The 25,370-nt window shown below is 68.8% G+C and carries 26 protein-coding genes; 14 read left to right on the top strand and 12 right to left on the bottom strand.

What is annotated here, in order from left to right; all coding sequences use genetic code 11:
• From R6V09_RS03145 to R6V09_RS03160, 4 genes are all read left to right on the top strand, one after another.
• Window positions 1-1,090 (top strand): N-acylneuraminate cytidylyltransferase (locus tag R6V09_RS03145; protein WP_317879779.1); only part of this gene is annotated, 1,090 nt, incomplete at its 5' end.
• A gap of 14 nt (window positions 1,091-1,104) precedes the next feature.
• A complete protein-coding gene (locus tag R6V09_RS03150; RefSeq protein ID WP_317879780.1) occupies window positions 1,105-2,043 on the top strand; it encodes an N-acetylneuraminate synthase family protein in 939 nt (312 codons plus the stop codon).
• Window positions 2,044-2,097: 54 nt separating this feature from the next.
• Window positions 2,098-3,186 (top strand): hypothetical protein, encoded by a 1,089-nt coding sequence (locus tag R6V09_RS03155; RefSeq protein ID WP_317879781.1) that lies wholly within the window; start codon window positions 2,098-2,100, stop codon window positions 3,184-3,186.
• Window positions 3,187-3,221: 35 nt separating this feature from the next.
• Complete coding sequence (locus tag R6V09_RS03160; RefSeq protein ID WP_317879782.1) at window positions 3,222-4,067, top strand: hypothetical protein; 846 nt, start codon at window positions 3,222-3,224, stop codon at window positions 4,065-4,067.
• A gap of 52 nt (window positions 4,068-4,119) precedes the next feature.
• Here the strand turns inward: R6V09_RS03160 and R6V09_RS03165 are convergent, their stop codons facing one another.
• From R6V09_RS03165 to R6V09_RS03195, 7 genes are all read right to left on the bottom strand, one after another.
• Complete coding sequence (locus R6V09_RS03165; protein ID WP_317879783.1) at window positions 4,120-4,389, bottom strand: hypothetical protein; 270 nt, start codon at window positions 4,387-4,389, stop codon at window positions 4,120-4,122.
• Window positions 4,390-4,639: 250 nt separating this feature from the next.
• Window positions 4,640-5,119: an NUDIX hydrolase gene (locus R6V09_RS03170; RefSeq protein WP_317879784.1), complete on the bottom strand. Its 480-nt coding sequence runs from the start codon at window positions 5,117-5,119 to the stop codon at window positions 4,640-4,642.
• A gap of 21 nt (window positions 5,120-5,140) precedes the next feature.
• Window positions 5,141-5,932 (bottom strand): STM4013/SEN3800 family hydrolase, encoded by a 792-nt coding sequence (locus tag R6V09_RS03175; protein WP_317879785.1) that lies wholly within the window; start codon window positions 5,930-5,932, stop codon window positions 5,141-5,143.
• Complete coding sequence (locus R6V09_RS03180; RefSeq protein WP_317879786.1) at window positions 5,929-6,435, bottom strand: hypothetical protein; 507 nt, start codon at window positions 6,433-6,435, stop codon at window positions 5,929-5,931. The genes R6V09_RS03175 and R6V09_RS03180 overlap by 4 nt, the downstream gene beginning before the upstream one ends.
• On the bottom strand, window positions 6,428-7,075 hold the full coding sequence (locus tag R6V09_RS03185; RefSeq protein ID WP_317879787.1) for an AAA family ATPase: 648 nt from the start codon (window positions 7,073-7,075) through the stop codon (window positions 6,428-6,430). Before R6V09_RS03185 ends, R6V09_RS03180 begins: the two co-directional genes overlap by 8 nt.
• A complete protein-coding gene (locus tag R6V09_RS03190) occupies window positions 7,072-8,097 on the bottom strand; it encodes a radical SAM protein (RefSeq protein ID WP_317879788.1) in 1,026 nt (341 codons plus the stop codon). The genes R6V09_RS03185 and R6V09_RS03190 overlap by 4 nt, the downstream gene beginning before the upstream one ends.
• A gap of 89 nt (window positions 8,098-8,186) precedes the next feature.
• Window positions 8,187-8,714, bottom strand: coding sequence for an ATP-binding protein (locus R6V09_RS03195; RefSeq protein WP_317879789.1), 528 nt, complete (start codon window positions 8,712-8,714; stop codon window positions 8,187-8,189).
• A gap of 242 nt (window positions 8,715-8,956) precedes the next feature.
• On the opposite strand from R6V09_RS03195, the gene R6V09_RS03200 reads away from it, so the two are divergent.
• Together R6V09_RS03200 and R6V09_RS03205 are read left to right on the top strand one after the other, a co-directional pair.
• A complete protein-coding gene (locus tag R6V09_RS03200) occupies window positions 8,957-10,285 on the top strand; it encodes a hypothetical protein (RefSeq protein WP_317879790.1) in 1,329 nt (442 codons plus the stop codon).
• A gap of 10 nt (window positions 10,286-10,295) precedes the next feature.
• Window positions 10,296-10,853: a GNAT family N-acetyltransferase gene (locus tag R6V09_RS03205; protein ID WP_317879791.1), complete on the top strand. Its 558-nt coding sequence runs from the start codon at window positions 10,296-10,298 to the stop codon at window positions 10,851-10,853.
• A gap of 64 nt (window positions 10,854-10,917) precedes the next feature.
• Here the strand turns inward: R6V09_RS03205 and R6V09_RS03210 are convergent, their stop codons facing one another.
• Window positions 10,918-11,601, bottom strand: coding sequence for a class I SAM-dependent DNA methyltransferase (locus tag R6V09_RS03210; protein WP_317879792.1), 684 nt, complete (start codon window positions 11,599-11,601; stop codon window positions 10,918-10,920).
• 293 nt (window positions 11,602-11,894) lie between these two features.
• On the opposite strand from R6V09_RS03210, the gene R6V09_RS03215 reads away from it, so the two are divergent.
• From R6V09_RS03215 to R6V09_RS03250, 8 genes are all read left to right on the top strand, one after another.
• Entirely contained in the window at window positions 11,895-13,133 is a 1,239-nt protein-coding gene (locus R6V09_RS03215; protein WP_317879793.1) for an amidohydrolase, read from the top strand.
• Between the two features lie 278 nt (window positions 13,134-13,411).
• Window positions 13,412-14,458, top strand: coding sequence for a BMP family lipoprotein (locus R6V09_RS03220; RefSeq protein ID WP_317879819.1), 1,047 nt, complete (start codon window positions 13,412-13,414; stop codon window positions 14,456-14,458).
• 227 nt (window positions 14,459-14,685) lie between these two features.
• The gene (locus R6V09_RS03225; RefSeq protein ID WP_317879794.1) at window positions 14,686-15,744 is read left to right on the top strand and encodes a BMP family lipoprotein; all 1,059 of its coding nucleotides are present in this window, start codon (window positions 14,686-14,688) and stop codon (window positions 15,742-15,744) included.
• Window positions 15,745-15,968: 224 nt separating this feature from the next.
• Window positions 15,969-17,609, top strand: a complete 1,641-nt coding sequence (locus R6V09_RS03230; RefSeq protein ID WP_442809960.1) for an ABC transporter ATP-binding protein — start codon at window positions 15,969-15,971, stop codon at window positions 17,607-17,609.
• Window positions 17,606-18,733 (top strand): ABC transporter permease, encoded by a 1,128-nt coding sequence (locus R6V09_RS03235; RefSeq protein ID WP_317879796.1) that lies wholly within the window; start codon window positions 17,606-17,608, stop codon window positions 18,731-18,733. Before R6V09_RS03230 ends, R6V09_RS03235 begins: the two co-directional genes overlap by 4 nt.
• Entirely contained in the window at window positions 18,730-19,992 is a 1,263-nt protein-coding gene (locus tag R6V09_RS03240) for an ABC transporter permease (protein WP_317879797.1), read from the top strand. Before R6V09_RS03235 ends, R6V09_RS03240 begins: the two co-directional genes overlap by 4 nt.
• A complete protein-coding gene (locus R6V09_RS03245) occupies window positions 19,989-20,399 on the top strand; it encodes a cytidine deaminase (protein WP_043677202.1) in 411 nt (136 codons plus the stop codon). Before R6V09_RS03240 ends, R6V09_RS03245 begins: the two co-directional genes overlap by 4 nt.
• An 82-nt stretch (window positions 20,400-20,481) precedes the next feature.
• Window positions 20,482-21,765 carry a thymidine phosphorylase gene (locus tag R6V09_RS03250; RefSeq protein WP_317879798.1) on the top strand — a complete coding sequence of 428 codons (1,284 nt, stop codon included), beginning with the start codon at window positions 20,482-20,484 and terminating at the stop codon, window positions 21,763-21,765.
• 56 nt (window positions 21,766-21,821) lie between these two features.
• On the opposite strand, the gene R6V09_RS03255 is transcribed toward R6V09_RS03250, so the two are convergent.
• From R6V09_RS03255 to R6V09_RS03270, 4 genes are all read right to left on the bottom strand, one after another.
• Window positions 21,822-22,382 carry a TetR/AcrR family transcriptional regulator gene (locus R6V09_RS03255; protein WP_317879799.1) on the bottom strand — a complete coding sequence of 187 codons (561 nt, stop codon included), beginning with the start codon at window positions 22,380-22,382 and terminating at the stop codon, window positions 21,822-21,824.
• On the bottom strand, window positions 22,379-23,176 hold the full coding sequence (locus R6V09_RS03260) for an alpha/beta fold hydrolase (protein ID WP_317879800.1): 798 nt from the start codon (window positions 23,174-23,176) through the stop codon (window positions 22,379-22,381). The genes R6V09_RS03255 and R6V09_RS03260 overlap by 4 nt, the downstream gene beginning before the upstream one ends.
• A 95-nt stretch (window positions 23,177-23,271) precedes the next feature.
• Complete coding sequence (locus R6V09_RS03265) at window positions 23,272-23,994, bottom strand: alpha/beta hydrolase (protein ID WP_317879801.1); 723 nt, start codon at window positions 23,992-23,994, stop codon at window positions 23,272-23,274.
• 197 nt (window positions 23,995-24,191) lie between these two features.
• Window positions 24,192-25,112 carry an AEC family transporter gene (locus tag R6V09_RS03270; protein ID WP_317879802.1) on the bottom strand — a complete coding sequence of 307 codons (921 nt, stop codon included), beginning with the start codon at window positions 25,110-25,112 and terminating at the stop codon, window positions 24,192-24,194.
• Window positions 25,113-25,370: the final 258 nt, after the last annotated feature.

Consider the following 25,370-nt stretch of genomic DNA (forward strand, 5'->3'; position numbering starts at 1 on the left):
CCGCCAGGCCGGCGCCGAGGTCGTGCTGCGCCCCGCCGCCATCGCCGGTGACACGGCGACCTCCGAGGCCGCCGTCCTGCACGCCATGGACGCCCACGAGGCGCTGCACGGCGCGGCCGTCGACGTGGTCCTGCTCGTGCAGTGCACCAGCCCCTTCATCGTCCGCGAGGACGTCGACGGCATCGTCAACGCGATCGTCGTGAACGGCGCCGACACCGCGCACACCGTCGCCCCCTTCCACGGCTTCGTGTGGCGCGACGCGGACGACGAGGCGACGACGGTCGTCGAGCCGACCCGCACGGGTGAGGTCGGGGGCGCCACGAAGGTCACCAACCCGCCCGTCACCAGCGGCGGTTACGGCGTCAACCACGACAAGTCCTTCCGCCCGCGCCGCCAGGACCGCCCCCAGGACTTCCTGGAGACCGGCGCCGTCTACGGCATGGACGCGGCCGGTTTCCGCAAGGTCGGCCACCGCTTCTTCGGCCGCACGGAACTCGTACGGACCGACCCGGCGCGGGTGTTGGAGATCGACGACCCGCACGAGCTGGCCAGGGCAAGGGCGTTGGCGCCGCTCTTCGACGCGGACCGCCCCGGCTCACTCCCGACCGCCGACGACATCGACGCGGTCGTACTCGACTTCGACGGCACCCAGACCGACGACAGGGTGCTGATCGATTCCGACGGACGCGAGTTCGTCTCCGTGCACCGCGGAGACGGCCTCGGCATCGCGGCCCTGCGCAAGACCGGCCTGAAGATGCTGATCCTGTCCTCGGAGCAGAACCCGGTCGTCGCCGCCCGGGCCCGGAAGCTCCAACTCCCGGTCCTGCACGGCATCGACCGGAAGGACCTCGCACTCAAGCAGTGGTGCGAGGAGCAGGGCATCGCGCCGGAGCGCGTGCTCTACGTCGGCAACGACGTCAACGACCTCCCGTGCTTCGCCCTCGTGGGCTGGCCCGTGGCGGTCGCGAGCGCCCACGACGTCGTACGCGGCGCCGCACGCGCGGTCACCACCGTGCCCGGTGGCGACGGCGCTGTCCGAGAGATCGCCAGCTGGATCCTCGGCCCCTCTCTCGATTCCCTCACCAAGTAAGGAAACCCGCTGTCATGAGCAACAACTCCCGTCTGCGCCAGTTCGGTTCGAAGACCGCAGGCCCCGGCCACCCCGTCTACGTCGTCGGCGAGATCGGCATCAACCACAACGGTGAGCTGGAGAACGCCTTCAAGCTGATCGACGCCGCCGCCGAGGCCGGCTGCGACGCCGTCAAGTTCCAGAAGCGCACCCCGGAGATCTGCACCCCGCGCGACCAGTGGGACATCGAGCGCGACACCCCCTGGGGCCGCATGACCTACATCGACTACCGCCACCGTGTGGAGTTCGGCGAGGACGAGTACCGCCAGATCGACGACTACGCCAAGTCGAAGAACATCGACTGGTTCGCCTCTCCGTGGGACACCGAGGCCGTCGCCTTCCTGGAGAAGTTCGACGTGCCGGCCCACAAGGTCGCCTCCGCCTCCCTCACGGACGACGAACTCCTGCGCTCCCTCCGCTCCACGGGCCGCACGGTCATCCTCTCCACCGGCATGTCGACCCCGAAGCAGATCCGCCACGCGGTCGAGGTCCTCGGCTCGGACAACATCCTGATGTGCCACGCCACTTCGACCTACCCGGCGCAGGCCGAGGAGCTCAACCTCCGCGTCATCAACACCCTCCAGGCCGAGTACCCCAACGTCCCGATCGGCTACTCCGGTCACGAGACGGGCCTGCAGACCACCCTCGCCGCGGTCGCGCTCGGCGCCACCTTCGTCGAGCGTCACATCACCCTCGACCGCGCCATGTGGGGCTCGGACCAGGCCGCCTCCGTCGAGCCGCAGGGCCTGACCCGCCTCGTCCGCGACATCCGCACCATCGAGGCCTCCCTCGGCGACGGCGTCAAGAAGGTCTACGAGTCGGAGCTCGGCCCGATGAAGAAGCTGCGCCGCGTCAACGGCGTCGTCGCCGAGGCCGAGATCGCCGCGGCCGCAGGCGAGCCGGTCTCGGTCTGAGTCTGAACCATTAAGCGCCAGCGTCACTTACGGTCACGGGACGGTCGTACGACAATGAGCCCCCACGCCGGCACCGCCGGCCTCACCCCCCACACTCTCGCGTTCGTGGAGAGTCCGGTACAGCTTCTGAACGTGCTGGAGTGGGCGCACCTCCGTGCGCTCCGGGCCGAGGAGGCACCTGGCGGGGGGCTCACCCTCGTGGTCCTGTCGCCGACCGACCCGATGACCCGCGGCCAGTTGCGCCGCATGGCCGACCTCGCCCGCGACGAAGGCCACACCGTGCGCTGGGAGGAGGCGCGGGGCGGACCCGCGGCCCCCTTCCAGACCATCGGCGGCCTCACACGGCTCCTCCGCAAGGCGGACCGGATCGTCATGGGCGACCCGTTCTCGCGGTATGTGCAGCTGCTGCTGACGATCACCAGGGCACGCGACCTGGTGGTGGTCGACGACGGCACGGCCACGATGGAGTTCGTAGCCCAACTGGCCAGCGGCGAACGCCTGGTCCGCTGGCACCGCAAGGGTGGCCGCCCGGGCCCTCGCGACCTGATCTTCGCCCCGGTCTCGTCCTCGGCCCGCCGCCGCCTCACCCCCAGCCCCCGCCGCAAGGTGGAGATCTTCTCCTCGATGCCGATCGAGGAGACCCCGGAGGGCGTCACGATCACGGCGAACGAGTTCGCCTGGACCCGCGCCACCTTCGGCCCGCCCCGCATCACCAAGGGCGCGGACATGGTCGGCACGTCCCTCGTCGAGACGGGCGTGGTGGACGCCGACCGCTATGTGGAGGCGGTCACCGCCCTCGCCAAGACGCACGGCGCGACGCGCTACTTCGCCCACCGCCGCGAAAGCACGGAGAAACTCCACCGGTTGGCGGTCGAGACGGGCCTGGAGATCGTCCGCCCGGACCTCCCCCTGGAACTGATCGCCCGCCGCGGCCCCATCGGCCGTACGATCCTGAGCTTCCCGTCAACCGTGGTCCACACCCTCCCCCTCGCCCTGGTGGGCACGGAGGTCCGGGTCGCGGTCTGCGACATCGACCCCGCCTGGCTGACGGAGAACGCCTCGCCCCGGGCGCAGGGGTTCTTGTCGGGGGTGACGGGGACGGCGAAGGACGTGCACCGGTTGTCGGCGGTGACGGCGGCGTAGGGCGAGGGGCGGGGGTGGCCTGTCAGGCTTGAGCGGTGCAACCAGGAATCGCGCCCACGACCACTCCCACCGCCGGCACCATGTTCGCCGCCCTCTACGGCGAACTGACCCCGCACGCCTGGCACGACCCCGACTCCGAGCACGACGCGTACCAGCTCTTCCACCGACGGTCGCTCGCCATGGGCTGGCTGGAGGACCGGGCGGTCCTGACATCGGGGACGACCGGCGGGAAACGCCCGGTCGGCGGCCCGGGACTCTGGGCCATGAACGACGCCGGCTGGAGCCATCCGGGCGCCGCGCCCGACGCGGGACTCGTCTCCTGGTTCCAGGTCGAGGCCGGTGCGGTGCCGAGTGAACGCCCGCTGCCCGTACAGCCGTTCCTCCGCTGCGCCCAGGACACGACAGCACGGATCGGCACGGTACGGCTCTCCGCGGTCCAGGTGCTGCTGCCGGTACAGGGGATCGGGCCCGCGTCCCGGCCGCCCTACGCCGTCGTGCCGTCGATGCGGACGACCGAGTGGTTCGGCGAGCGCGATCCTGCGGCGAAGACCCCGGTGGACGTCGCCGTCAACAGCGGTCGCGCCCCCACGATCCCGGCCGTGGCACACCAACTCGCCAACGCGTTGGCCGAGTTGGCCCAGGACGTCTTCACATACGGGGCCCACGACGTCACCGAGCGGGCCGACACCCTCCCACCCCTCTTCCACGACACCTTCTGGAACGGCCCGCCCCTGCACGGCATGACGCTCCGCGGGGAACTCGCCGAGTGGTCCTGCGAGGCGGTGGGCTGGCTGACGGAGACCATCGCGGACTGCGCGGCGCGGCTCGGGGTGGGGTCGCCGCTGCTGGTCACGGTCGCGCGAAGCCTGCCGAGGACGTGACCCAGCAGGCGAACGGCACGCTCATCACGTCAACGCCCGTGGTGTTCGTCGCTCAGTCCGCCTCGGGCCCGGTCCCCGGAGTCTCCGGGTCCTCGGCGAACAGGTCCTCCGCCCGCTCGACCGTGCGGGAACGCTCCAACCAGGCGTCCATACGGTCGAGATCGGTGCAGGTGGTGATGCGCTCGCGCACGCTGTCCGGTACGGGGATGCCGCGCGCCTCCAGCACGAACAGAATCCCCTTGGCCTCACCTTCGGCCCTGCCCTCAAGGTAGGCCGTCTCACGGACCGTCCCCCGGCCGGGGAAGTAGCTGACGAACGACATGATTTCCTTCCACTGCATTCCGGCGGGGGTGTTACCCAGGTTGATTTCCAGGAACTCGGCGAAGTACCCGACCGTCTCGGGGAGTTCTTGGAGGACGGGATGCGTTCACCCTTTCGAGTTGTGCGGGGACCACGACGTCACCGAGCGGGGAGAACCCTCCCGCCGATCTTCCTCGACAGCTTCTGGAACGGTCCGCCCCTGCACGGCGTGACGCTGCGCGGGGAACTCGCGGGGTGGTCGCCGCTGCTTGTCACTGTCGCGCGAGACCATTCGAGGGCCTGATGGGTCGGCCTTGTCCGCCGCTGTTGGCGAGAAAGAGGGCCAATGGGCCCGCCGGCAGGAGGAATCGGCCCTGTGACGCTGCGCTGAGCGCATCTGCCATGGACCACCACAACAGCTTGAAGTCCTGTTCTGTGGGCGTGAGTTGCTGGGGACCGCAGGTGATCGACGTGGCTTCGAACAGGTGCACACGGGCCGCCGATCCCAGAGTCATCGCGTACGAGCCGAGCGCGTTCCAGACGTCGGCGCTGACGCCGGCCTCTTCCCGGAGTTCCCGGCGAGCGCACTGTTCGGGCGTCTCGCCGTCCTCTCTGCGCCCGCCTGGAAGGAAGAGGTACTCACCACCGTGCTTGGGGAAGTCCGCGCTCAGAACGGCCACGAGGCCATCCCTGTCGCGGGCCACGATCACGGAAGCATCGCGAGCACGGTTGTGGTTGTGATGGTCGCTCATGGCACGCGAGCGTAGCGAGCGTCACCCCACCCAGCAGGCGAACGGCACGTTCATCACAGTGGGATGCGCGATTCCTCTGCCGTGGAACCCGTCGTCGCCGTACGCGTCTCCGTGGTCGGCGCAGAGGATGATCAGCCAACGCCCTTTCGCTGTAAGGGTGTTGATCAGTCGACTGAGATGGCGATCCACATAGGCGAGAGCTGCCTTCTGGGATGTGACTGTGTCGATGCTCTTGCCGATGTAGTGGCCGTGGGGCACATGTGTGGCCGAGACGTTGACGAACAGGAACAGCGGTTGCCCGTTGTGATGTTCGGCGAGTTCGACGGCGTGGTCGACCTGATGGCGTGTGGAGTCGATCTCGGGCGAGCAGAACTCCGGTCGCCAGTGGTCCTCGTCGAAGAGGTCGGGCAGCACCGACCCCAACGGCGTCTCTCGGGAAAAGTACGTCACACCTCCTACGCACACGGAGTGGTAGCCGTGCCGGCTCAACCCTTCGAGGAGATTGGGCGCGTCGAAGATGAAGGTTCCCTCGGTCACGGCCTTGAAGGCGGGGGGACGGCACTCCCACAGCCGTGGAGGTTGCTCCGGCTGCGGGAGCTTGGGCAGGAAACCGCTGAAGAACGACATGTGTGCCGGGAGGGTGAAGCTTCCGGAGGTGTGGCGTCGTTCCCACTTTCCCTCTGGGATGAGCTGCTCCAGGCAGGGAGTGAGTCCCTCGCCCATGGCGTCACGGGCTACGTCGTAGCGGAGCGAGTCGAGTGTGACGAACAGAATCCCTGTCCCGGACTGGATGATCTCCGCTGCGTTGATCACATTCGGCCCCCGTCTGTGAGGTCGTATCGGCAGGGCACGATCTGTCCCTTGGCCTGATCGTTGACCGGCCTGGGGACTCGATCCTCGGCGATCAGCCTCCGGATCTCCGCCAGGCCGGTGCTCTCGCCGAGCGACGAGCCGTCGTAGCCGAACAACTCGATACGTACGGTCGTGACACCGGCGTCGTCCTCAGCGGACACCCACGCTCCCGGTACGCCACCGAAGCGTTCCAGCATCGCGCGCAGGCGATCTCGTGTCTGGCACCCGAGGGTTCGCACCGTGCATGCGTAGTGTTGGGCGTTGATGGCACCGCGGCACAACCGACTGGCGAACTCGCCGATGACGGGGTGCTCGTTGTGGGCGACCGCGATGAGCTCCGCCTTGTGCGTGACCACCAGGCAGGCGCCTAGCCACCAAGCCACCCCTTCGTGGATCTCGCCGGGAAACGTGCCGACGGCACCTCCGTCCCGGATAACGGTGGTGGTGTCGATGGAATTAAGCATGAGCCTTCTCCACGCGGTCGGCGATCCAGCCGCAGAGGTCCTCGGCGGTCTTGCCGTCGGTGTCGACCCAAACGGCCGTCGGATCGCGATCGGCCACTGCGGTGAAGTTGTCCAGCAGTCGTTCCAGGCGTTCCGGAACGTTGATCAGGTCGATGTCGTCGAGGGTCCGTTCCGGCTTGCCCGCCAGCCGTTCCTTCAATGTCTCCTCGGAACAGCGCAGATAGAACGTGCTGGTGGGACATAACAGGTAGGGAAGGAAGGGTTCCAGGAGTTGGCTGACGTGGTGGACGCCGACTCGGTGTACTGCCGCGTGACAGGCGATCACCGACGACACGTATCGGTCGGCTACGACGGGGCCCATCTGACGGGTCTGCCGGATCGAGTCGGAGGTGTGCAGGACGCCGGAAAGGTAGAACGCGAGCTGGGGCAGCGGACGCAGCCGGGCGTTCGCCGTTTTGGACCAGTCCGTGTGCGGCTTGGGCAGGGTGTGGATACCAGTGGCGCCCAGACGCTTGACGAGGAGCTTCGTCAGCGTGGACTTGCCGATGCCGGAGACTCCTTCCAGAACGATGAACGGACTCACCGCGCCTTCGTAGGAGAAGGGCTGATACGGCAGAGCCAGGTCTGGTACGTGGCTCACAGGGTTCCCTCCGTGAAGGCGGTGACGTGTCCAGCGACGTTGTTCACGATCCGGTCCGGCGCGGGCAGGAGCGGGACGAGGTCCAGACGTAGGTCGTCGCGGAGCAGACAGGGCTGAAGGCCACCGTTGTGGTCCAGGCGTAGGGCCCAGAAGCCCTCGACGCAGTGGGCACGGCGGGGGCAGGTGCCGCACTGGCCGACGTGATGACGCCCCAGGTTGCGGTGAATGACGTCGATCTCGACGCCGTCGACACGGAAGACGCGTCGACCCTGGCCGACCCCCGCGATCTCCGTATGCTCGTCGCCGGTCAGGGTCCGCAGGTAGGAGACCACCGAGTCGGCCGGTACAGCCGAGGCAGCGCGTCCCTCGTTGAAGTCGGTGCTGACCAACTCGATGAACTGGACCGGCATCCGTCGCTCCAGGGCGAAGTCGAGGATGCGCGGGATGTCGTCCTGGTTCTCGCGCAGAAGCAGGGTGTTCAGTTCCACGCGTTCACAGACTTCCCGAGCCGCCTCGATGCCGTCGAATACCAGGTCGATGCCGAAGTGGGTGCCGGCGATGACACGCAGGGTCTCGTCGGAGAAGTAGTGAAGGCTCACCTTGATCTTGTCCAGGCAGGAGCCGGCCAGCCACTTCTGTGCCGTGCGAACCCGTGTGCCGTTGGTGATCAGGGTGTAGCCGGCGTCAGGCCCGCTTGCGGGCAACTGCTCCAGAACGGGGCGGGCGAGCGGGGAGACCAGCGGTTCGCCACCGGTGAAGTACACGCGTTTGAGGCCCGCCTTCATGAGGGCGCCGATGATCCTGACGTAGTCGTCGGGACCGAGCACGCGCGGCCTTGGTTGCAGGGAGCGGTCGACTCGCGTGAGCGGAGGCGGTACATCCCCTTCGTTGTGGCAGAAGAAGCACGCGATGTTGCAGCGGGGGGTGAAGGAGACGCGCAGTTGCCCCCGTAAGGCGGCGAAGTTCTCCAGGGCCGTGTAGTCGACGGCGTCCGGTGCGGTGGGACCGAGCAGTTCGTGCATGCTGGGCTCCAAACGATCATGGGAGTCGGACCCTGTCCGTCCGGGCGGCACAGGGGTGGGTTCCGTGACGGTGTTCGCGGTCGGCATGCTCACGAAGGCCAGCGACGCATCGATCCAGGTGGCGAGGCGCAGGCTGATCCGTCGGCGCGTAGCGGCACCTCGCACCAGGCAACAGTGCCGTCGTCCTCGAAGCCCCAAGCGCCGCCCAGGTCGTCCGCGACGAACGCGTCGACCAGGAACAGGCCGCGGCCACCTTCGTCCATCGGCTCGGCGCGCTGGGGTAACGGAACCGCCGAAGGGGACCAGTCCCGCACTTCCAGCCGGACACTTCCGTCGGAGCGCATCCGACCGCAGAGCCCGAACACCTCGGATCGCCCGTGCTGGATCGCGTTGGCGCACAACTCGGAGACCACGAGCAGAAGGAGAGCGGATCGGTCGTCCGTCATGCCACATCGCTGCTTCAGCCACGCGTTGGTGCTATGGCGTGCTTGCTCAACACGGCATGGCTCTGAGGGTAGGACGACATCGAAGCTCGGGAGACCATCCGCTGACGCATCTCGGGGTGGTCCTGATGGCGCCTTCTTGAGGCTCGCCGATCCGGTAACTCTGGAGGGCATGGGGAAACTCCCTGATCCACGATTGTGCTCGTACGCGTACTCTCAGTGACGGCTGCTATGAGCGTGGCAATCGATTGCGGACGGCTCTACCCCCAAATCGCCCTCGGGTTCTGGCCGCCTGTCGCTGCTTTCCCTCGGATTTCCCTCGGAGCTGCTAAGTACCGTCTGTGCAGGGCAACTTGACTGGGGAACGTTCTACCGTCGTGACAATGACGTGCTAGGCGGATGGAGCAGGAGGCGCTGTGTTGTTCTTCCGGTACGCCCTCGAAGTACGCGGCATTCGTAGTCCGGAGGACGCTCTCCCGCTGTACCGGCAGACAGCCGCGCAGCTCGGCCTGGAAAACGTGGAGCCGGCGCTGAAGACCGTCGAAGGATGGATCTACGAGGGGCGGAAACCTCAGCGGGCTTTCCGGCCGGTGGTGGTCGCGATGCTGGGCTACAGCATCGACGACCTGTGGACCGAGGTACCCGAGGGCACGACGCCGAATTTCGTTCCGCTGACCGGTGCGTCGTCGACTGGCCGCCAAGCCGATGCCGGCCTGGACCTGAGCGAGATGAAAAGGAGCGGCGTGATGGCCGTACAGCGTGCGAAGCAGTTCCTCATGGGCAAAGACCGAGAGGCGGTCGGCGAAGACACGCTCGGCCTGCTGGACGACGAGGTACAGCGCTTGGTCGCTGCATACCCGCGTGAATCCCTGTCGACGATCTGGGACGACCTGCTGGAGACCCAGGACCAGGTCTTCCGGCTCCTGGAGGGAGGCAGGGTCCGGCCGACACAGTTGCGCGACCTGAACGTGAAGGGGGCCGTGTTGTCGTTCCTCGTGGCCAAAGGATTCAACGACATGCAGGTGCCGCACGAGGCGATGACCATGACCCGGGTCGCCGCTTCATGCGCCAGGGACGCCGAACACTCCGGCCTCATCGCCCTCACTGAGGGCCTCAAGTCTTTGATCGCCTACTGGGCGGACAGGCCCGAAGACGCCTACCACTACGCCAGCCAGGGAGTTGAGATCGCTGCGGACCTCCGCGGCACTGTCGGGCTATGGCTCCTCGGACTCCAGGCCCGCGCCGCCGCCGTTCTCGGGGACTCGGAATCCGTACGGGCCGCCAATCAGCGTGCGACCGACCGCCGTGAGCAGGTCGTGCCTGACGAACTCGACCAGTTGGGCGGCTTGTTCACCTACGCCCCTGAGAAACAGCTCTACTACGAGGTGGAGTCGGCGGCACTCCTTCGCCATGGTGACGCTCGGCTCGCCGCGCAAGCCGAGCAGGCGGTGCGGGGCTTCAGTGATCCCACCTCACCGAACTGGGCGTTCGGGGACCTTGCGGGATCGCAGTGCGATCTCGCCATGATCCGCCTCTTCAACGGAGACGTGGACGGCAGCGCCGAAGCCATCCGCCCGGTCCTCGATCTTCCGGCCTCCCACCGGAACAACGGCATCGTCGTTTCCGCACTGAGGGTCCGGCAGGCGTTGATGAGCAGCTCGGCACAGACCGCCGTCGTCGCCCGGGACCTCCGCGCAGAGATCGAGGCGTTCCCGGCGAGTCGACCGGCGCTGCCCCGTGGGTAGAGTCCAGGCCATGTCCCTGGTCGAACACTTGGGCCCGCGTCTGGCCCTCCGTGAACTGTCCGTCGAGGATGTGGACGCGGTGCACGCCATTTACGGGAGCCCAGAGGCGACGCGGCACTTGTCGTTCGAACCGCGAACCCGAGAGCAGGTCGGGCACATCGTGGACCGGTCTGTCGCGTCCGCCCGCGAGACACCGCGCACCGAATACGCACTCGGGATCATCGAGCGCGCCGACAACGCACTGATCGGGTTCGGACGCATCGCCATCGATCCACACCAGCAGCGCGCGGCCACGATGGGTTTCGCGCTGCGCCCGGACGTCTGGGGGGTCGGATACGGCGTCGAGACCGTTCAACTCCTGCTGGGGTTCGGGTTCGAGGACCTCGGACTGCATCGCATCTGGGGAGCACGCTCACCACTGAATGAGGCATCCGCGAAAACCATGGCCGCCGTGGGCATGGTCGAGGAGGGAATCATCCGTGAGCACGTCCTGAAGGCCGGGCGGTGGCGTGATTCCGTGGTGCACGCGATGCTCGATCGAGAGTGGGAAGCGACGCAGGCACATTGATTCCGCCCGGCAGGCCCAACTGCCCCTCTCCGCCGCTTGGTTGCAGTCCTACGTCGAATTCCCGTCAGGCGGACCCCGAAGGCCGGTGAGCGAACACGAACGCCCGCCCCAGCTTCTGCGTCCCCCGTGGCTCCACCCGCACCTGCGCGTCCAGGCTCAGGCCCGCCCCCGTGAGGAACGCGGCGACCTCGGCCGGGGCGCGGAAGTAGTAGTTGAGCGAGATGTCCAGGCCGTAGCGCTCCGTCATGTGGATGTGTTCGCCCTCCGAGGCCTGGAACGCGAGGAGTACGTGGCCGCCGTGCCGTAGGGCGCGGTGGAACTCCGCGAAGACGCCGGGCAGTTCGGTGTCCGGGATGTGGATCGTCGAGTAGAGGGCGATGATGCCGCCCAGTGTCGCGTCCGGTACGTCCAGGGACGTCATCGAGCCGACCTCGAACCGGAGTTGGGGATGTGCCTCGCGGGCCAGGGCCACCATGTGCGGGGAGATGTCGATGCCGAAGGCCGGGAGGCCGAGGGCGTTCAGGCGCGCCGTCACATAGCCGGGGCCGCTGCCCACGTCGGCCACCGGTGCCTCGCCCGCCGCCGCCCGGACGAGACCGGCGAAGGCGGTCAGCAGGCCGTGTTCGATGGGGCCGTCGCCGAGTCCGTCGGGATGTTCCGCGCTGTACGCGGGGGCGATCGCGTCGTAGGAGGAACGGGTGGCCTCTATGAAGTCCGCGGATGCGTCCGCGTGCGAGTCGTCGGTCACGTCGGCGGACCCTAGCAAGGTCGGCGGCCTGGAGATCCACTTCCCGCCAGACCCAGGCGCGGACACGCTGTGTAGCCGTAGCGTCGCGTGGTGGTGAGGATTCCGGGATACGGACGGGGCAGGCTGGAGCCTGATGTGACGTGGTATCCCAGAAGAAGCGGGAAGCATACCCATCCCCGCGAGCGGCTATGCGGCCGGCGGTCAGATTTTCTTCGTCTAACGGGTTGAACTTTTGTTGATCGAGGGTCAGTTGACCACCCGGGCGCCCTACCCTTCAGAGGGTGAAGCAATTGATGTCACCAGAGTCCGAGGAATCCGAGGCGGAGTCCGAGGCCGAATCTGCCGGGAATGTGCTTCCGGGCACCCTGCCGGAGGACCTGCGGGCCGAACTCGTCGCGTTCCGCCGGGACTTGCACATGCATCCCGAGCTGGGCAATCAGGAGTTCCGGACCACCGCCGCGATCAAGGCCCGGCTGGAAGCCGCCGGGCTCGAACCGCGCGTCCTCGCCATCGGCACCGGCCTCGTCTGTGACATCGGGCCGTGCGACAGCGCCGTACCCATGCTCGCGCTGCGCGCCGACATCGACGCCCTGCCGATCCCGGACACGAAGAGTGACTGCGCGTACCGCTCCACCGTGCCCGACCGCGCCCACGCCTGCGGCCACGACGTACACACCACCGTGGTGCTGGGCGCCGGCCTCGTGCTGGCCCGGCTGCACGAGCAGGGCCTGCTGCCCCGGCCGGTGCGGCTGCTCTTCCAGCCCGCCGAGGAGATCCTGCCGGGCGGTGCCGCCGACGCCATCGAGTGCGGGGTGCTGGAGGGGGTCGGGCGGATCATCGCCGTGCACTGCGATCCCAAGGTCGACAGCGGAAGGATCGGGCTGCGGGTGGGGCCCATCACCTCCGCCTGCGACCGGCTTGAAGTCTCCCTCGACGGGCCCGGCGGGCACACCGCCCGGCCGCACCTCACCACCGACCTGGTCACCGCCGCCGCCCGGGTCGCCATCGACGTGCCTGCTGTCGTCGCCCGCCGTATGGACGCGCGGAGCGGGGTCTCCGTGACCTGGGGGCGGATCGAGTCCGGCCACGCCCCCAACGTCATTCCGCAGCACGCCGAGCTGTCGGGCACCGTACGGTGTCTCGATCTCGACGCGTGGCGGCGGGCGCCCGACATCGTGCACGCGGCGATCGACGAGGTCGCCGGGCTGCACCGGGCCAAGACCGTGATCGACTACGTGCGCGGGGTGCCGCCCGTCGTCAACGACGCGCTCGTCACCGAGCTGCTGCGGGACGCCATGGTCGCGCGCCGCGGGCCGCTCTCCGTCGAGGACACCGAGCAGAGCCTGGGCGGCGAGGACTTCTCCTGGTACCTGGAGCACGTGCCGGGTGCCATGGCCCGGCTGGGCGTGCGCACCCCGGGGGAGCGGACCGTACGGGATCTCCACCAGGGCGACTTCGACGCCGACGAGTCCGCGATCACGGTCGGAGTGGAGCTTTTCACCGCCGCGGCGCTGATCGACGCGGCTCTCTGAGCGGGACGGGGTGCGTAGGGGTGCCCGTTCGGTACCCCTACGTCCCCTTGTGTCACCCGGGTGTAACCACCGGCGCGTGAACGTAACGCGGCGGCGGCACGATCCGGTAACGGCAAGGAGAAACCCCGTTCCCCTCCTCGTCTACGCGCGTTACTGTGCGCGGAAATCGCCACCAGAGGCGGCGCGTTGGGGAAGCGGTCCGGTGACGGTGCCGTGAGGACGAAGGAGTGCTTGCTGTGCGTCATACATCTCGGAGGACGAAGTTCTCCCAAGCCGCGGTGGCCGTCACGGTCATCGCCCTCGCGGCTACCGCCTGCGGTAGCTCCAGCAAGGATGCCAACAAGGCCACCGGCAGCTCGTCGTCCTCGACCGGCAAGTACACCGGCAAGGGCATCGGCCTCGCCTACGACGTCGGCGGCAAGGGCGACCAGTCCTTCAACGACGCGGCCTACGCCGGCTTCCAGAAGGCCGAGAAGGAGTTCAAGCTCTCCGGCCGCGACATCGAGCCGCAGGACGGCGAGTCCGACGCGGACAAGGTGCAGCGCCTGGAGCAGCTCGCCCAGGCCGGCTACAACCCGGTGATCGGCGTCGGCTTCGCCTACGCGCCCGCCGTCAAGGAAGCCGCCGCGAAGTACCCGAACATCACGTTCGGCATCATCGACGACGAGCAGGACAAGGCCGCCAACGTGGCCGACCTCGTCTTCCACGAGGAGCAGTCCTCGTACCTGGCGGGCGTTGCCGCGGCCAAGGCGACCAAGAAGAACCACATCGGCTTCATCGGTGGCGTCGACGTCCCGCTGATCCACAAGTTCGAGGCCGGGTTCGACCAGGGCGCCAAGTCCGTCAACCCCAGCATCAAGATCGAGTCGCAGTACCTCACGCAGACCGCGGCCGAGGGCGGCTTCTCCAGCCCCGACAAGGGCAAGGACGCGGCCAGCGGCCAGATCGAGGCGGGCGCGGACGTCATCTACGCCGCCGCCGGTCTCTCCGGCCAGGGCGTCATCTCCGAGGCCTCCGCCAAGGGCGTGTGGGCCATCGGAGTGGACTCCGACCAGTACGAGCAGGCCGCGCTGGCCAAGTACAAGGACTCCATCCTCGGCTCGGCGCTGAAGAACGTCGGCGGCGCCGTCTACGACCTGGTGAAGTCCGTGTACGAGGGCAAGCCCAAGACCGGCGTGATCCGCTACGGCCTCGACAACGACGGTGTCGGCTTCTCCGACACCAACCCGAAGTACAAGGCCATGACCGCCGCCGTGGCCGCGGTGGACAAGGCCAAGCAGGACATCATCGACGGCACGGTCAAGGTCGCCACCACGACCAAGTGAGGACGGCAGCGCCCTCCTGACGCCGAAGCGGGGAGCCCCGGGACCGAAACGGTCCCGGGGCTCCCCGTGTTCTCGGTGTCCGCCATCCGGGTGCTTGGCGTTTGGCAAAGGTTCAAAACGGTCGGATAACGCTCTGGCAAGTTGGGGTTCTCCCTCATGTCTACGCGCGTTACTCTGCGACGGAACCAGCGCCTGGTTGGGGCGCTTGCACGAAGGAGTCTCGTTCCATGCGCCGGGTGTCCCGTATCGCCGTTGCAGGCGTTGCAACCGCAGCTCTTGCCGTCACCGTCTCCGCCTGTGGCAGCTCGTCCAGCTCGTCCGCCAGCAGCAGTAGCAGCAGCGGCTCCTCCAAGGGTATTGGCCTCGCCTACGACGTCGGTGGCAAGGGCGATCAGTCCTTCAACGACGCCGCGTACGCCGGCTTCACCAAGGCCGAGAAGGACTTCGGCGTCAGCGGTCGCGACGTGGAGCCGCAGGACGGCGAGTCCGACGCCGACAAGACGCAGCGTCTGGAGACGCTGGCCCGGGCCGGCTACAACCCGGTCATCGGCGTCGGCTTCGCCTACGCGCCGGCCGTCAAGGAGGCCGCGGCGAAGTTCCCGAACATCAGCTTCGGCATCATCGACGACGAACAGGACAAGGCCGCCAACGTCGCCGACATGGTCTTCCACGAGGAGCAGTCCTCCTACCTGGCCGGCGTCACCGCCGCGCTCACCACGAAGACCAACACCGTCGGCTTCGTCGGCGGCGTGGACGTCCCGCTGATCCACAAGTTTGCGGCGGGCTTCGCCCAAGGTGTCGCCGACACCAAGAAGGGCGTGAAGGTCAAGTCGCAGTACCTGACCCAGACCGCCGAGGAGGGCGGCTTCTCCAGCCCCGACAAGGGCGAGGCCGCCGCCGAGGGCCAGATCGAGGCCGGCGCGGACGTCGTCTACGCCGCCGCGGGCCTCTCCGGCCAGGGCGTCATCAAGGCCGCCGCCGCGCACAAGGTGTGGGCGATCGGTGTCGACTCCGACCAGTACAACCAGAAGGCGCTCGCCGCCTACAAGCCGTACATCCTCACCTCGGCGCTGAAGAACGTCGACGGCGCGGTGTACGACCTCGCCAAGTCCGTCATCAAGGACAAGAAGCCGCTCACCGGTGAGATCCGCGGCTCGCTGAGCAACGGCGGCGTCGGCCTGGCCGACTCCAACCCGACCTTCAAGAACAACGCCACCCTGCAGGCCGCCCTCAAGAAGGCCGAGGCGGGCATCAAGGACGGCTCGATCACGGTCAAGACCTCCTGAACGGACGGTCGTAGGCCAGTCACGACCATGGCCAAAAGAGCGCTGTAATGACAGCGTTACGGCCACGGAACGGGGTGTGGGGAGGATGTCTCCCCGCGCCCCGTTCTCGCGGCAGAATGCTCGGAACGGATCGGATGTCAAACAAAGCCGGTCAGGTCCGGGCACTATTTAAAGCAGGGGCGCTACGCGCGTAGAGAGGCCCCTTTCCACGAGGAGAGTTCGCCATCGACGCGTCCAGCAGCCCTCCGCTCACCGCACAGTCGACCGCGGTCGAGTTGGCCGGGATCACCAAGCGCTTCCCCGGTGTCGTCGCCAACAGCGACATCCGCTTCAGTGTCCGAAAAGGCACCGTGCACGCCCTCGTCGGCGAGAACGGCGCCGGCAAGTCGACCCTGATGAAGATCCTCTACGGCATGCAGAAGCCGGACGAGGGCACCATCGCCGTCGACGGCGAGCAGGTCACCTTCTCGTCGCCCGCCGACGCCATCGCCCGCGGCATCGGCATGGTCCACCAGCACTTCATGCTGGCCGACAACCTCACCGTCCTGGAGAACGTCGTCCTGGGCAGCGAGAAGCTCTACGGCATCGGCGGCGGCGCCCGCAAGAAGATCAAGGAGCTCTCCGACCGCTACGGCCTGAACGTCCGCCCCGACGTCCTCGTCGAGAGCCTCGGTGTCGCCGAGCGCCAGCGCATCGAGATCCTCAAGGTCCTCTACCGCGGCGCCCGCACCCTGATCCTCGACGAGCCCACCGCCGTCCTGGTCCCGCAGGAGGTCGACGCCCTCTTCAACAACCTGCGCGAGCTGAAGTCCGAGGGCCTCGCCGTCATCTTCATCTCGCACAAGCTGGGCGAGGTCCTGTCCGTCGCCGACGAGATCACCGTCATCCGGCGCGGCACCACGGTCGGCACGGCCGTCCCCGCCGAGACGACCTCCCGGCAGCTCGCCGAGATGATGGTCGGCAGCGAACTCCCCACCCCCGAGACGGCCGAGTCGACGGTCACCGACCAGCCCGTCATCGAGGTCGACAACCTCACCGTCTACGCCGCCGGCGGACTGCTCGGCGACGCGGCCGTCGCGGGCGGTGCCGCCAAGCGGGTCCTCGACGACGTCACCTTCACCATCCACGCCGGTGAGGTCATGGGCATCGCCGGCGTCGAGGGCAACGGCCAGACCGAGCTCATCGACGCGCTGATCGGCCTGAAGAACGCCGACTCCGGCACGATCACCTTCCTCGGCGACGACATCACCCCCTGGGCCACCCGCAAGCGCCGCGAACACGGCATCGGCTACATCCCCGAGGACCGCCACCGCCACGGCCTCCTCCTGGAAGCCCCGCTCTGGGAGAACCGCATCCTCGGCCACGTCACCGAGAAGCCCAACGCGAAGGGCGTCTGGCTCGACATCAAGGGCGCCCAGGAGGACACGCGCCGGATCGTCGAGGAGTACGACGTCCGCACCCCCGGCATCGACGTCACCGCCGCCTCCCTGTCCGGCGGCAACCAGCAGAAGCTGATCGTCGGCCGCGAGATGAGCCACAAACCGAAGTTCCTGATCGCCGCCCACCCCACCCGCGGTGTGGACGTCGGCGCGCAGGCCGCGATCTGGGACCAGATCCGCGCCGCCCGCCGCGAGGGCCTCGCCGTACTGCTGATCTCCGCCGACCTGGACGAACTGATCGGCCTGTCGGACACCCTGCGCGTGATCTACGACGGCAGGCTGGTCGCCGACGCCGACCCGGCCACCGTCACACCGGAGGAGCTCGGCTCGGCCATGACCGGCGCCGCGTCCGGTCACCTCGAACACGTCGAAGAGTCCGCAGAAGACGGCGCCGACGACACCGCCCCGGAGGACGAGGCCCGATGAAGAAGTTCGACAAGGAGCGGCTGCTCCTCGCCGTGGCCGGCCCGGTCATGGCGCTTGTCGCGGCGATCCTGCTGACCTCGGTCGTGCTGCTCGCCTCGGGCAAGAACCCGATCGAGCCGTACAACCTGATGCTCCAGCAGATCGGGTACTCGGACGTCCAGGTGCTGATCATCAACCAGGCGTCGATGTACTACATCGCCGCCCTGGCGGTCGCCCTCGGCTTCCGGATGAACCTGTTCAACATCGGTGTCGACGGCCAGTACCGCCTCGGCGCCGTGATGACCGCGGTCGTCGGCGCCCACGTGGGCCTGCCGGCTGTCCTCCAGGTGCCGCTGCTGCTCCTGGTCGCCGTTCTCACCGGCGCCTTCTGGGCCGGGATCGCGGGCGTCCTGAAGGTCACCCGCGGGGTCAGCGAGGTCGTCGCGACGATCATGCTGAACGCGATCGCCACCAGCCTGATCCTCTACCTCACGCAGACCAACACGTGGGGCGTCCAGGTCGGCAACAACATGACGACCGGCATCATGAAGAAGTCCGGCTGGATCCCCGGCATCGACATGGGCGCGGACACCGGCGAGATCTACGGCCTGGTCTTCCTCGCCGTGATCATGGGCGTCCTGTACTGGCTCGTCCTCAACCGCACCCGCTTCGGCTTCGACCTGCGCGCCACCGGCGAGTCCGAGACCGCCGCAGCCGCCTCCGGTGTCGACGCCAAGCGCATGACGCTCACCGCGATGCTGATCTCCGGCGGTGTCGCCGGCCTCGCCGGGCTGCCGCTGCTGCTCGGCGACAGCCACACCTACAGCCTCACCTTCCCCGAGGGCCTCGGCTTCACCGCCATCGGCATCGCCCTGCTGGGCCGCAACAACCCCGGCGGCATCGCGCTGGCCGCCCTCCTGTGGGCCTTCCTCGACAAGGCGTCGCCCGCCCTCGACTACGCGACCCCGGTGGCGTACGAGAAGGAGATCGCGACGATCATGCAGGGCCTGATCGTGTTCGCGGTCGTCATCTCCTACGAGGTCGTCCGCACCTGGGGCCTGCGCCGCCAGCAGAGCCGCGTCGGCGCCGAACTCGCCGCCGCCGCCCGGAACAACTCCGAGAAGAAGGAGGTGGCGGCCCGATGAGTACCGCGACCATCGCCAAGCCGCAGGCGAAGCAGCCCGGCAAGGGCGGACGCCGATTCTCCCTCCCCGTGCTCCTGCTGATCATCGCGGGCGCGCTGATCCTCACCTCGATCGTCCGCCTCATCACCGGCGCCGACGGCATCACCTCCACCGGCCAGATGTCCACGGCCCTGCGCGCCGCCGTACCGATCGGTCTCGCCGGTCTCGGCGGTCTGTGGGCCGAGCGCGCGGGCGTCGTCAACATCGGCCTCGAAGGCATGATGATCCTCGGCACCTGGTTCGGTGCCTGGGCCGGCTACCAGTGGGGTCCCTGGACCGGTGTCGTGTTCGGCATCCTCGGCGGCTGCCTCGGCGCCGTCCTGCACGCCGTCGCCACCGTGACGTTCAACGTCAACCACATCGTCTCCGGTGTCGCCATCAACATCCTGGCGCTCGGCGTCACCCGCTATCTGTCGAAGTTCACCTTCGCCAACACCTCCGAGGGCTCCGCCAAGCAGTCCCCACCGATCGACTCGCTCGGCAACTTCGACATCCCAGGCCTCTCCAGCTGGCTGACCACACTGAACGGGAAGCACTGGTTCCTGATCTCGGACATCGCCGGTCTCGTCGGCGGTCTGGTGACCAACCTGTCGCCGCTCACCGTCATCGCGGTGGCCCTCGTACCGGCCACCTGGTGGGTCCTGTGGCGCACCGCCTTCGGCCTGCGCCTCCGCTCCTGCGGTGAGAACCCGGTGGCCGCTGAGTCCCTCGGCGTCAACGTCTACAAGTACAAGTACCTCGCCGTGATCATCTCCGGCGGCTTCGCCGGCCTCGGCGGCGCCTTCCTGTCGATCGTCGCCTCGAACGTCTACCTCGACGGCCAGACCGGCGGGCGCGGCTACATCGGCCTCGCCTCGATGATCTTCGGCAACTGGATGCCGGGCGGACTCGCCCTCGGCGCGGGCCTGTTCGGCTACACCGACAGCCTCAACCTGCGCGGCGGCGCCACCAACGTCCACGCGCTGATCCTGCTGCTCGGCTTCCTGCTGGTCGCGGGCGTCGGCTACCTGGTCTGGAAGAAGCGGTACGTCCCCGCCGGCATCACCGGCGCGATCGCGGCCCTGATGTTCGTCTGGTACGCCACCACCGACCAGGTCCCGACCCAACTGGTCGGCGCCAGCCCGTACATCGTCACCCTGCTGGTCCTCTCGCTGTCCGCACAGCATCTGCGGATGCCGAAGGCGGACGGCCTGCCGTACCGGAAGGGACAGGGCAAGTGACCTCGCCCGCCACCGAGTTGGCCGTGGACTGGGACGAGCTGCGCGCCGAGGCGCGGGAGGCGATGTCCCACGCCTACGCGCCGTACTCGGGCTACCCGGTAGGGGTCGCCGCCCGGGTCGACGACGGGCGCACGGTCTCCGGCTGCAACGTGGAGAACGCGTCGTACGGCCTCGGCCTGTGCGCCGAGTGCGGGCTCGTGTCCGACCTCCAGCGCACCGGCGGCGGCCGGCTGACGCACTTCACCTGCGTCGACGGCAAGGGCGACATCCTCGTCCCGTGCGGCCGGTGCCGTCAGCTGCTGTACGAGTTCGGCGGTCCCGGTCTGCTGGTGGAGACACCGGCGGGCGTCCTGCCGCTCTCGGAGATGCTCCCGCAGGCCTTCGGGCCGGACCATCTCACCAGGTAACTCCCGTGCGGCCCCGCCGAGTTGGTTCATCCCGCTCGGCGGGGCCGTACATTTTCTGAACGCTCGGAAGGAAAGCCACACCATGGCCATGGACGCCATCTCCGTCATCCGTACCAAGCGGGACCGCGGTGAGCTCAGCGACGAGCAGATCGACTGGGTCATCGACGCGTACACCCGCGGAGAGGTGGCCGACTACCAGATGGCCGCCCTCAACATGGCGATCCTCCTCAACGGCATGAACCGCCGGGAGATCGCCACCTGGACCGCCGCGATGATCGCCTCCGGCGAGCGCATGGACTTCTCCTCCCTCTCCCGCCCGACCGCCGACAAGCACTCCACGGGCGGCGTCGGCGACAAGATCACCCTGCCCCTGGCCCCGCTCGTCGCCGCCTGCGGCGCGGCCGTCCCGCAGCTCTCCGGCCGCGGCCTCGGCCACACCGGCGGCACCCTCGACAAGCTGGAGTCGATCCCCGGCTGGCGCGCGCTGCTCTCCAACGAGGAGATGCTGTCCGTCCTGGAGGGCACCGGCGCCGTCATCTGCGCGGCGGGCGACGGCCTGGCCCCCGCGGACAAGAAGCTGTACGCACTCCGGGACGTCACGGGCACGGTCGAGGCGATCCCGCTGATCGCCTCCTCCATCATGTCGAAGAAGATCGCGGAGGGCACCGGTTCGCTGGTCCTGGATGTGAAGGTCGGCACGGGCGCGTTCATGAAGACGATCGAGGACGCGCGTGAACTGGCGTCCACGATGGTGGGGTTGGGCACCGACCACGGCGTGAAGACGGTCGCGCTGCTGACGGACATGTCGACCCCCCTGGGCCTGACGGCCGGCAACGCCCTCGAAGTCCGGGAATCCGTCGAGGTGTTGGCGGGCGGCGGCCCCTCGGACGTGATCGAGCTGACCATCGCGCTGGCCCGCGAGATGCTCGACGCGGCCGGCATCAAGGACGCCGACCCGGCGAAGGCCCTGGCCGACGGTTCCGCGATGGACGTCTGGCGCCGGATGATCGCGGCACAGGGCGGCGACCCGGACGCGGAACTGCCGGTGGCCCGCGAGCAGCAGGTGGTGACGGCCCCGGCCTCCGGCGTCCTCACCCGCCTCGACGCCTACGACATCGGCATCGCCGCCTGGCGGCTCGGCGCGGGGCGTGCGCGCAAGGAGGACCCGGTGCAGGCGGGCGCGGGAGTGGAGATGCACGCCAAGCCGGGCGACGTGGTGACGGCGGGCCAGCCCCTGCTGACCCTGCACACCGACACTCCGGAGCGCTTCGCGTACGCGCTGGAGGCCGTCGAGGGGTCGTACGACATCGGTGCCGAGGGCACCGCGTTCACGGCTTCGCCGGTGGTGCTGGAGCGCATCGGCTGATCGGGGGGCGGGGGAGAGGAGGAGGGGCCGGGCTTTCAAGTTCCGGCCCCTTCCGCCTACTTGGGGCCCCGGAGGAACTGTTCCAGCGCCGCCCGGACCTCCTGCCGGTGGCCGCCCGCGTCCAGTTCGAGGATCGCGGCCTCCACGACGGCGCTGTTCCACATGGCCGCGCTCGGCTCCACGTGGGCCCAGCCCATGGCGGCGAAATCGGGGCTGCTCAGCTGGATGACCAGCTTGTTCCGGGCCGCGATCGCGCCGAGGATCGCGGGGTCGACCCGGGCCTCCAGCAGCAGGGCCCGTACGCCGCGATGCCGCAGGCACTCGTCGAGATAGGCGTTCGCCACCGCGAGCAGCCTGTCGCGTCCCGGCGGCATCCCCGCGATGGTCCGCTCGATCTCCGCGAACACCCGGTCGTGGAACTCGGTGTGCAGCGCCAGCAGGAACTCCGACCGGTCGCCGAAGTGGTGGAAGAACGTGCCCTTGGCCACGCCCGCCTCGGCGACGACGAGGTTGACGCTCATGTCGGCCAGGCCCGTCCGCTCCGCCAGGGCCAGTCCCGTGGCGATGAGCTGCTTACGGGTCGCCGCCGCGCGCTGCTGCCGTACGCCGGTGCTCATGACGTGCTCCCGGCGGTCGTCACCGATTCGAGGAAGGGCAGCACCAGGTCCAGGAACCCGTCCGGATCGGAGGCGAAGGCCACATGTCCGGTCTGCAGCAGCCGCAGTTCCGAGCCGGGTATCGCCGCCTGTGTCCGGCGCGCGGTGGACAGCGGGAGGACGATGTCCCGTGCTCCCCAGGCCAGCAGCACGGGCACGCCGAGCCGGGACGCGTCGGCCCGCAGGTCGTAGGCCGGATCGGCGAAGCTCCGCCACAGCGCGGCCGAGACCGCGGCGCCCGTCCTGCTGCGTGCCCGGTCCTGGACCCGGCGGGTGAGGGCGTGCAGCCGGTCGCTGTCCGGTTTCATGTACCGGGGGACGAGCCGCGGGAACACGGCCCGGCTGACGGCCGGGACGCCCAGGAGACGGGCCGCGAAGGGGACCTTGAGGAACCCGCCGGAGTTGACCAGGACGAGTCCGGCGGCCCGCTCCGGATGGTCCAGGGCGATCCTGGCCGCGGCGTACCCGCCGACCGAGTTGCCGATGAACACGGCTGGTTCCAGGTCGAGTTCGGCGACGACATCGGCGAGTACGTCGGCCAGCAGCGGCGCGGTCAGCGGCTCGGCCGGCAGCTCGGAACGGCCGTGGCCCGGCCAGTCGACGGCCAGTACGCGATGGCCGGCGGCTGCCAGCGGTCCGGCCACGGCGTCGTAGTCGGTGTGGTCGTGCAGGGTGGCGTGCAGCAACACGACCGGTGGGCCGCTGCCCTGCTCGGCGTAGAACACCTGCCCCGCTCTGGTCCGTGCGAAAGGCATCGCGAATCCCTCCCTCTCGTTGACCGACCAGTCGGTCAACGAGAGGTCAGGCTAACTCCCCGCCCAGGGGAGGACAACCCCCGCTGGGCCCGGTCTTACATCAGATGCCGGGCGTAGAACCGGAACGCGTCCTCCGACTCGAACCACGGAGTGCCCGTGTGCCCGCCCATGTTGGCGTGCAGGGTCTTCTCCTGGGTGCCGAAGGTGTCGAACAGGTCCAGGGCCCGCTGCCGGGGGTTGCCCTCGTCGTCCCACTGCAGCAGGAGCAGCAGCGGAACGGTGACCTGCTTGGCCTCCTCACGCTGGGCGCGGGGCACATAACCCCCGGCGAAGAAGCCGGCGGCCGTGATGCGCGGCTCGCTCACCGCGAGGCGGATGCCTAGGGCCGTCCACCCCGAGTAGCCGACCGGGCCGCCGATGCCGGGCAGTGCGAGGACGGCGTCCAGAGTGGTCAGCCATTCCGGGGCCGCGTTCTCGACCAGCGGGCCGACCAGGGACTCGAAGATCTCGTCGGCCGGCTCACCGGCCCGCATCGCCCGGCCGAGGTCGGCGCGAAGCTGTACGTCGGCTGCGGAACGGGGCCGGTCACCACAGCCGGCGGCGTCGATGGTGACCGCCGCGTAGCCGGCCGCCGCGGTGGCCCGGGCCCGGGCCACCAGCCTGGGCTCTGCCTTGGGCAGGCCGTTGTTGTGGGCGATCAGGATCAGCGGGGCCGGTGCGGTGGAGTCGGGCGTCCACAGGGTGCCGGGGATCTCGCCGAGGGTGAATTCGCGTTCGAGGACGCCGTCGTCGAGGTGCCGCTCGGAAGTGAAATGCATGGTCGTGCCTTTCGGGAGAGCTCAGAACGGCGCTCCCGGACGACCTATCGCCCGACCGTGACCCCGGAGGAGAGCACCCATGTCGTTGATGTGTTCACGGGTACCACCTCCTCGTTCTCTCGCACGGCCACCGGAAAAATAGCAGTGGCCACCGCGGTCCGCCAACGGGTTTTGTTTCGCGGCGGCTTGCGGTCGGCTCACCCGAGCAGCGCCGCGATCACCACCAGCACCGGCACCGACAGAATCGTCGACAGCAGGATCGAGTCCCGGGCCAGTCCCTCGCCCACGCGATAGCGGCTCGCGTACGTGTACAGGTTCTGCGCAGCGGGCAACGCCGATGTCACCACCACGTCGAGCAGCGCCGCCCCGTGCAGGCCGAACACCCCCACCGCCAACGCCCAGGCGATCGCCGGCTGCCCCACCGACTTCAGGGCGACCGACAACAGCACCGGCCACCGCTCGACGCCACGCGCCGGCATCGCACTTCCGCGCAGCGAGATGCCGAAGCCGAGCAGTACGGCCGGTACCGCCATGTTGCCGATCAGGGTGAGCGGATCCATCACCGGGCCCGGGAGGCGCACCCCGGACGCCGCCACCGCGACCCCGGCGAGGGAGCCGAGCGCGATCGGGTTGCGCACGGGGGTGAGCAGCCGTAGCCACAGCGGCCCCTTCTCGGCCTGGCCCGACAGGTCGAGGACCGTGAGCGCGAGAGGGCTGACCACGATGAGCTGGAACAGCATCACCGGTGCCACCAGCGAGGCGTTGCCCAGGACGTACACCGAGATCGGGATGCCGAGGTTGCCGGAGTTGACGTAGCTGGAACAGAGCGCGCCGATCGTCGTACGGCCCACCCCCCAGCCGCGTGCCACCCCCACCGCCACGAACACGCCCGCCACCGCCGCCGTGCTCAGCACTGTCACGAGCAGCCAGCTGGAGAAGACCACCGAGAGGTCGGCCCGCGCGAGGGTGGTGAACAGCAGGGCCGGGGACGCCACATTGAAGGCCAGCTTGGTCAGCACGTCACGGCCGTTCTCGCCGAGAGAACCCCGCAGGCCGAGCAGATAGCCGACGGCGATGACGACGCCGATGACCGCGAACCCGGTCAACACCCCCTGCACGGCGCCTCCTCGGCGGTTTCGGCGCGCGGGAGGGCGTCGGGTATCCAGGGCGGGGCTGATCCGTGCGGCATACAGCAAACCTAGTGCCGCAACAGGCAACGTTCGCCCCGTCGCGACGCCCGGCACGCACTCTCGCCGCACCGGCCGAAAGCCCAAGTACGTCCAGTACGAGGACTTCCGGCCGGCACTCCCCCAGCCTCCGGCCGGGGGGACCCCCAGAGCACGCACCGGACGCCGCTCCTAACGGGCAAACGCTGC

Source organism: Streptomyces sp. W16 (assembly GCF_033194735.1).
Classification (GTDB): Bacteria; Actinomycetota; Actinomycetes; order Streptomycetales; family Streptomycetaceae; genus Streptomyces.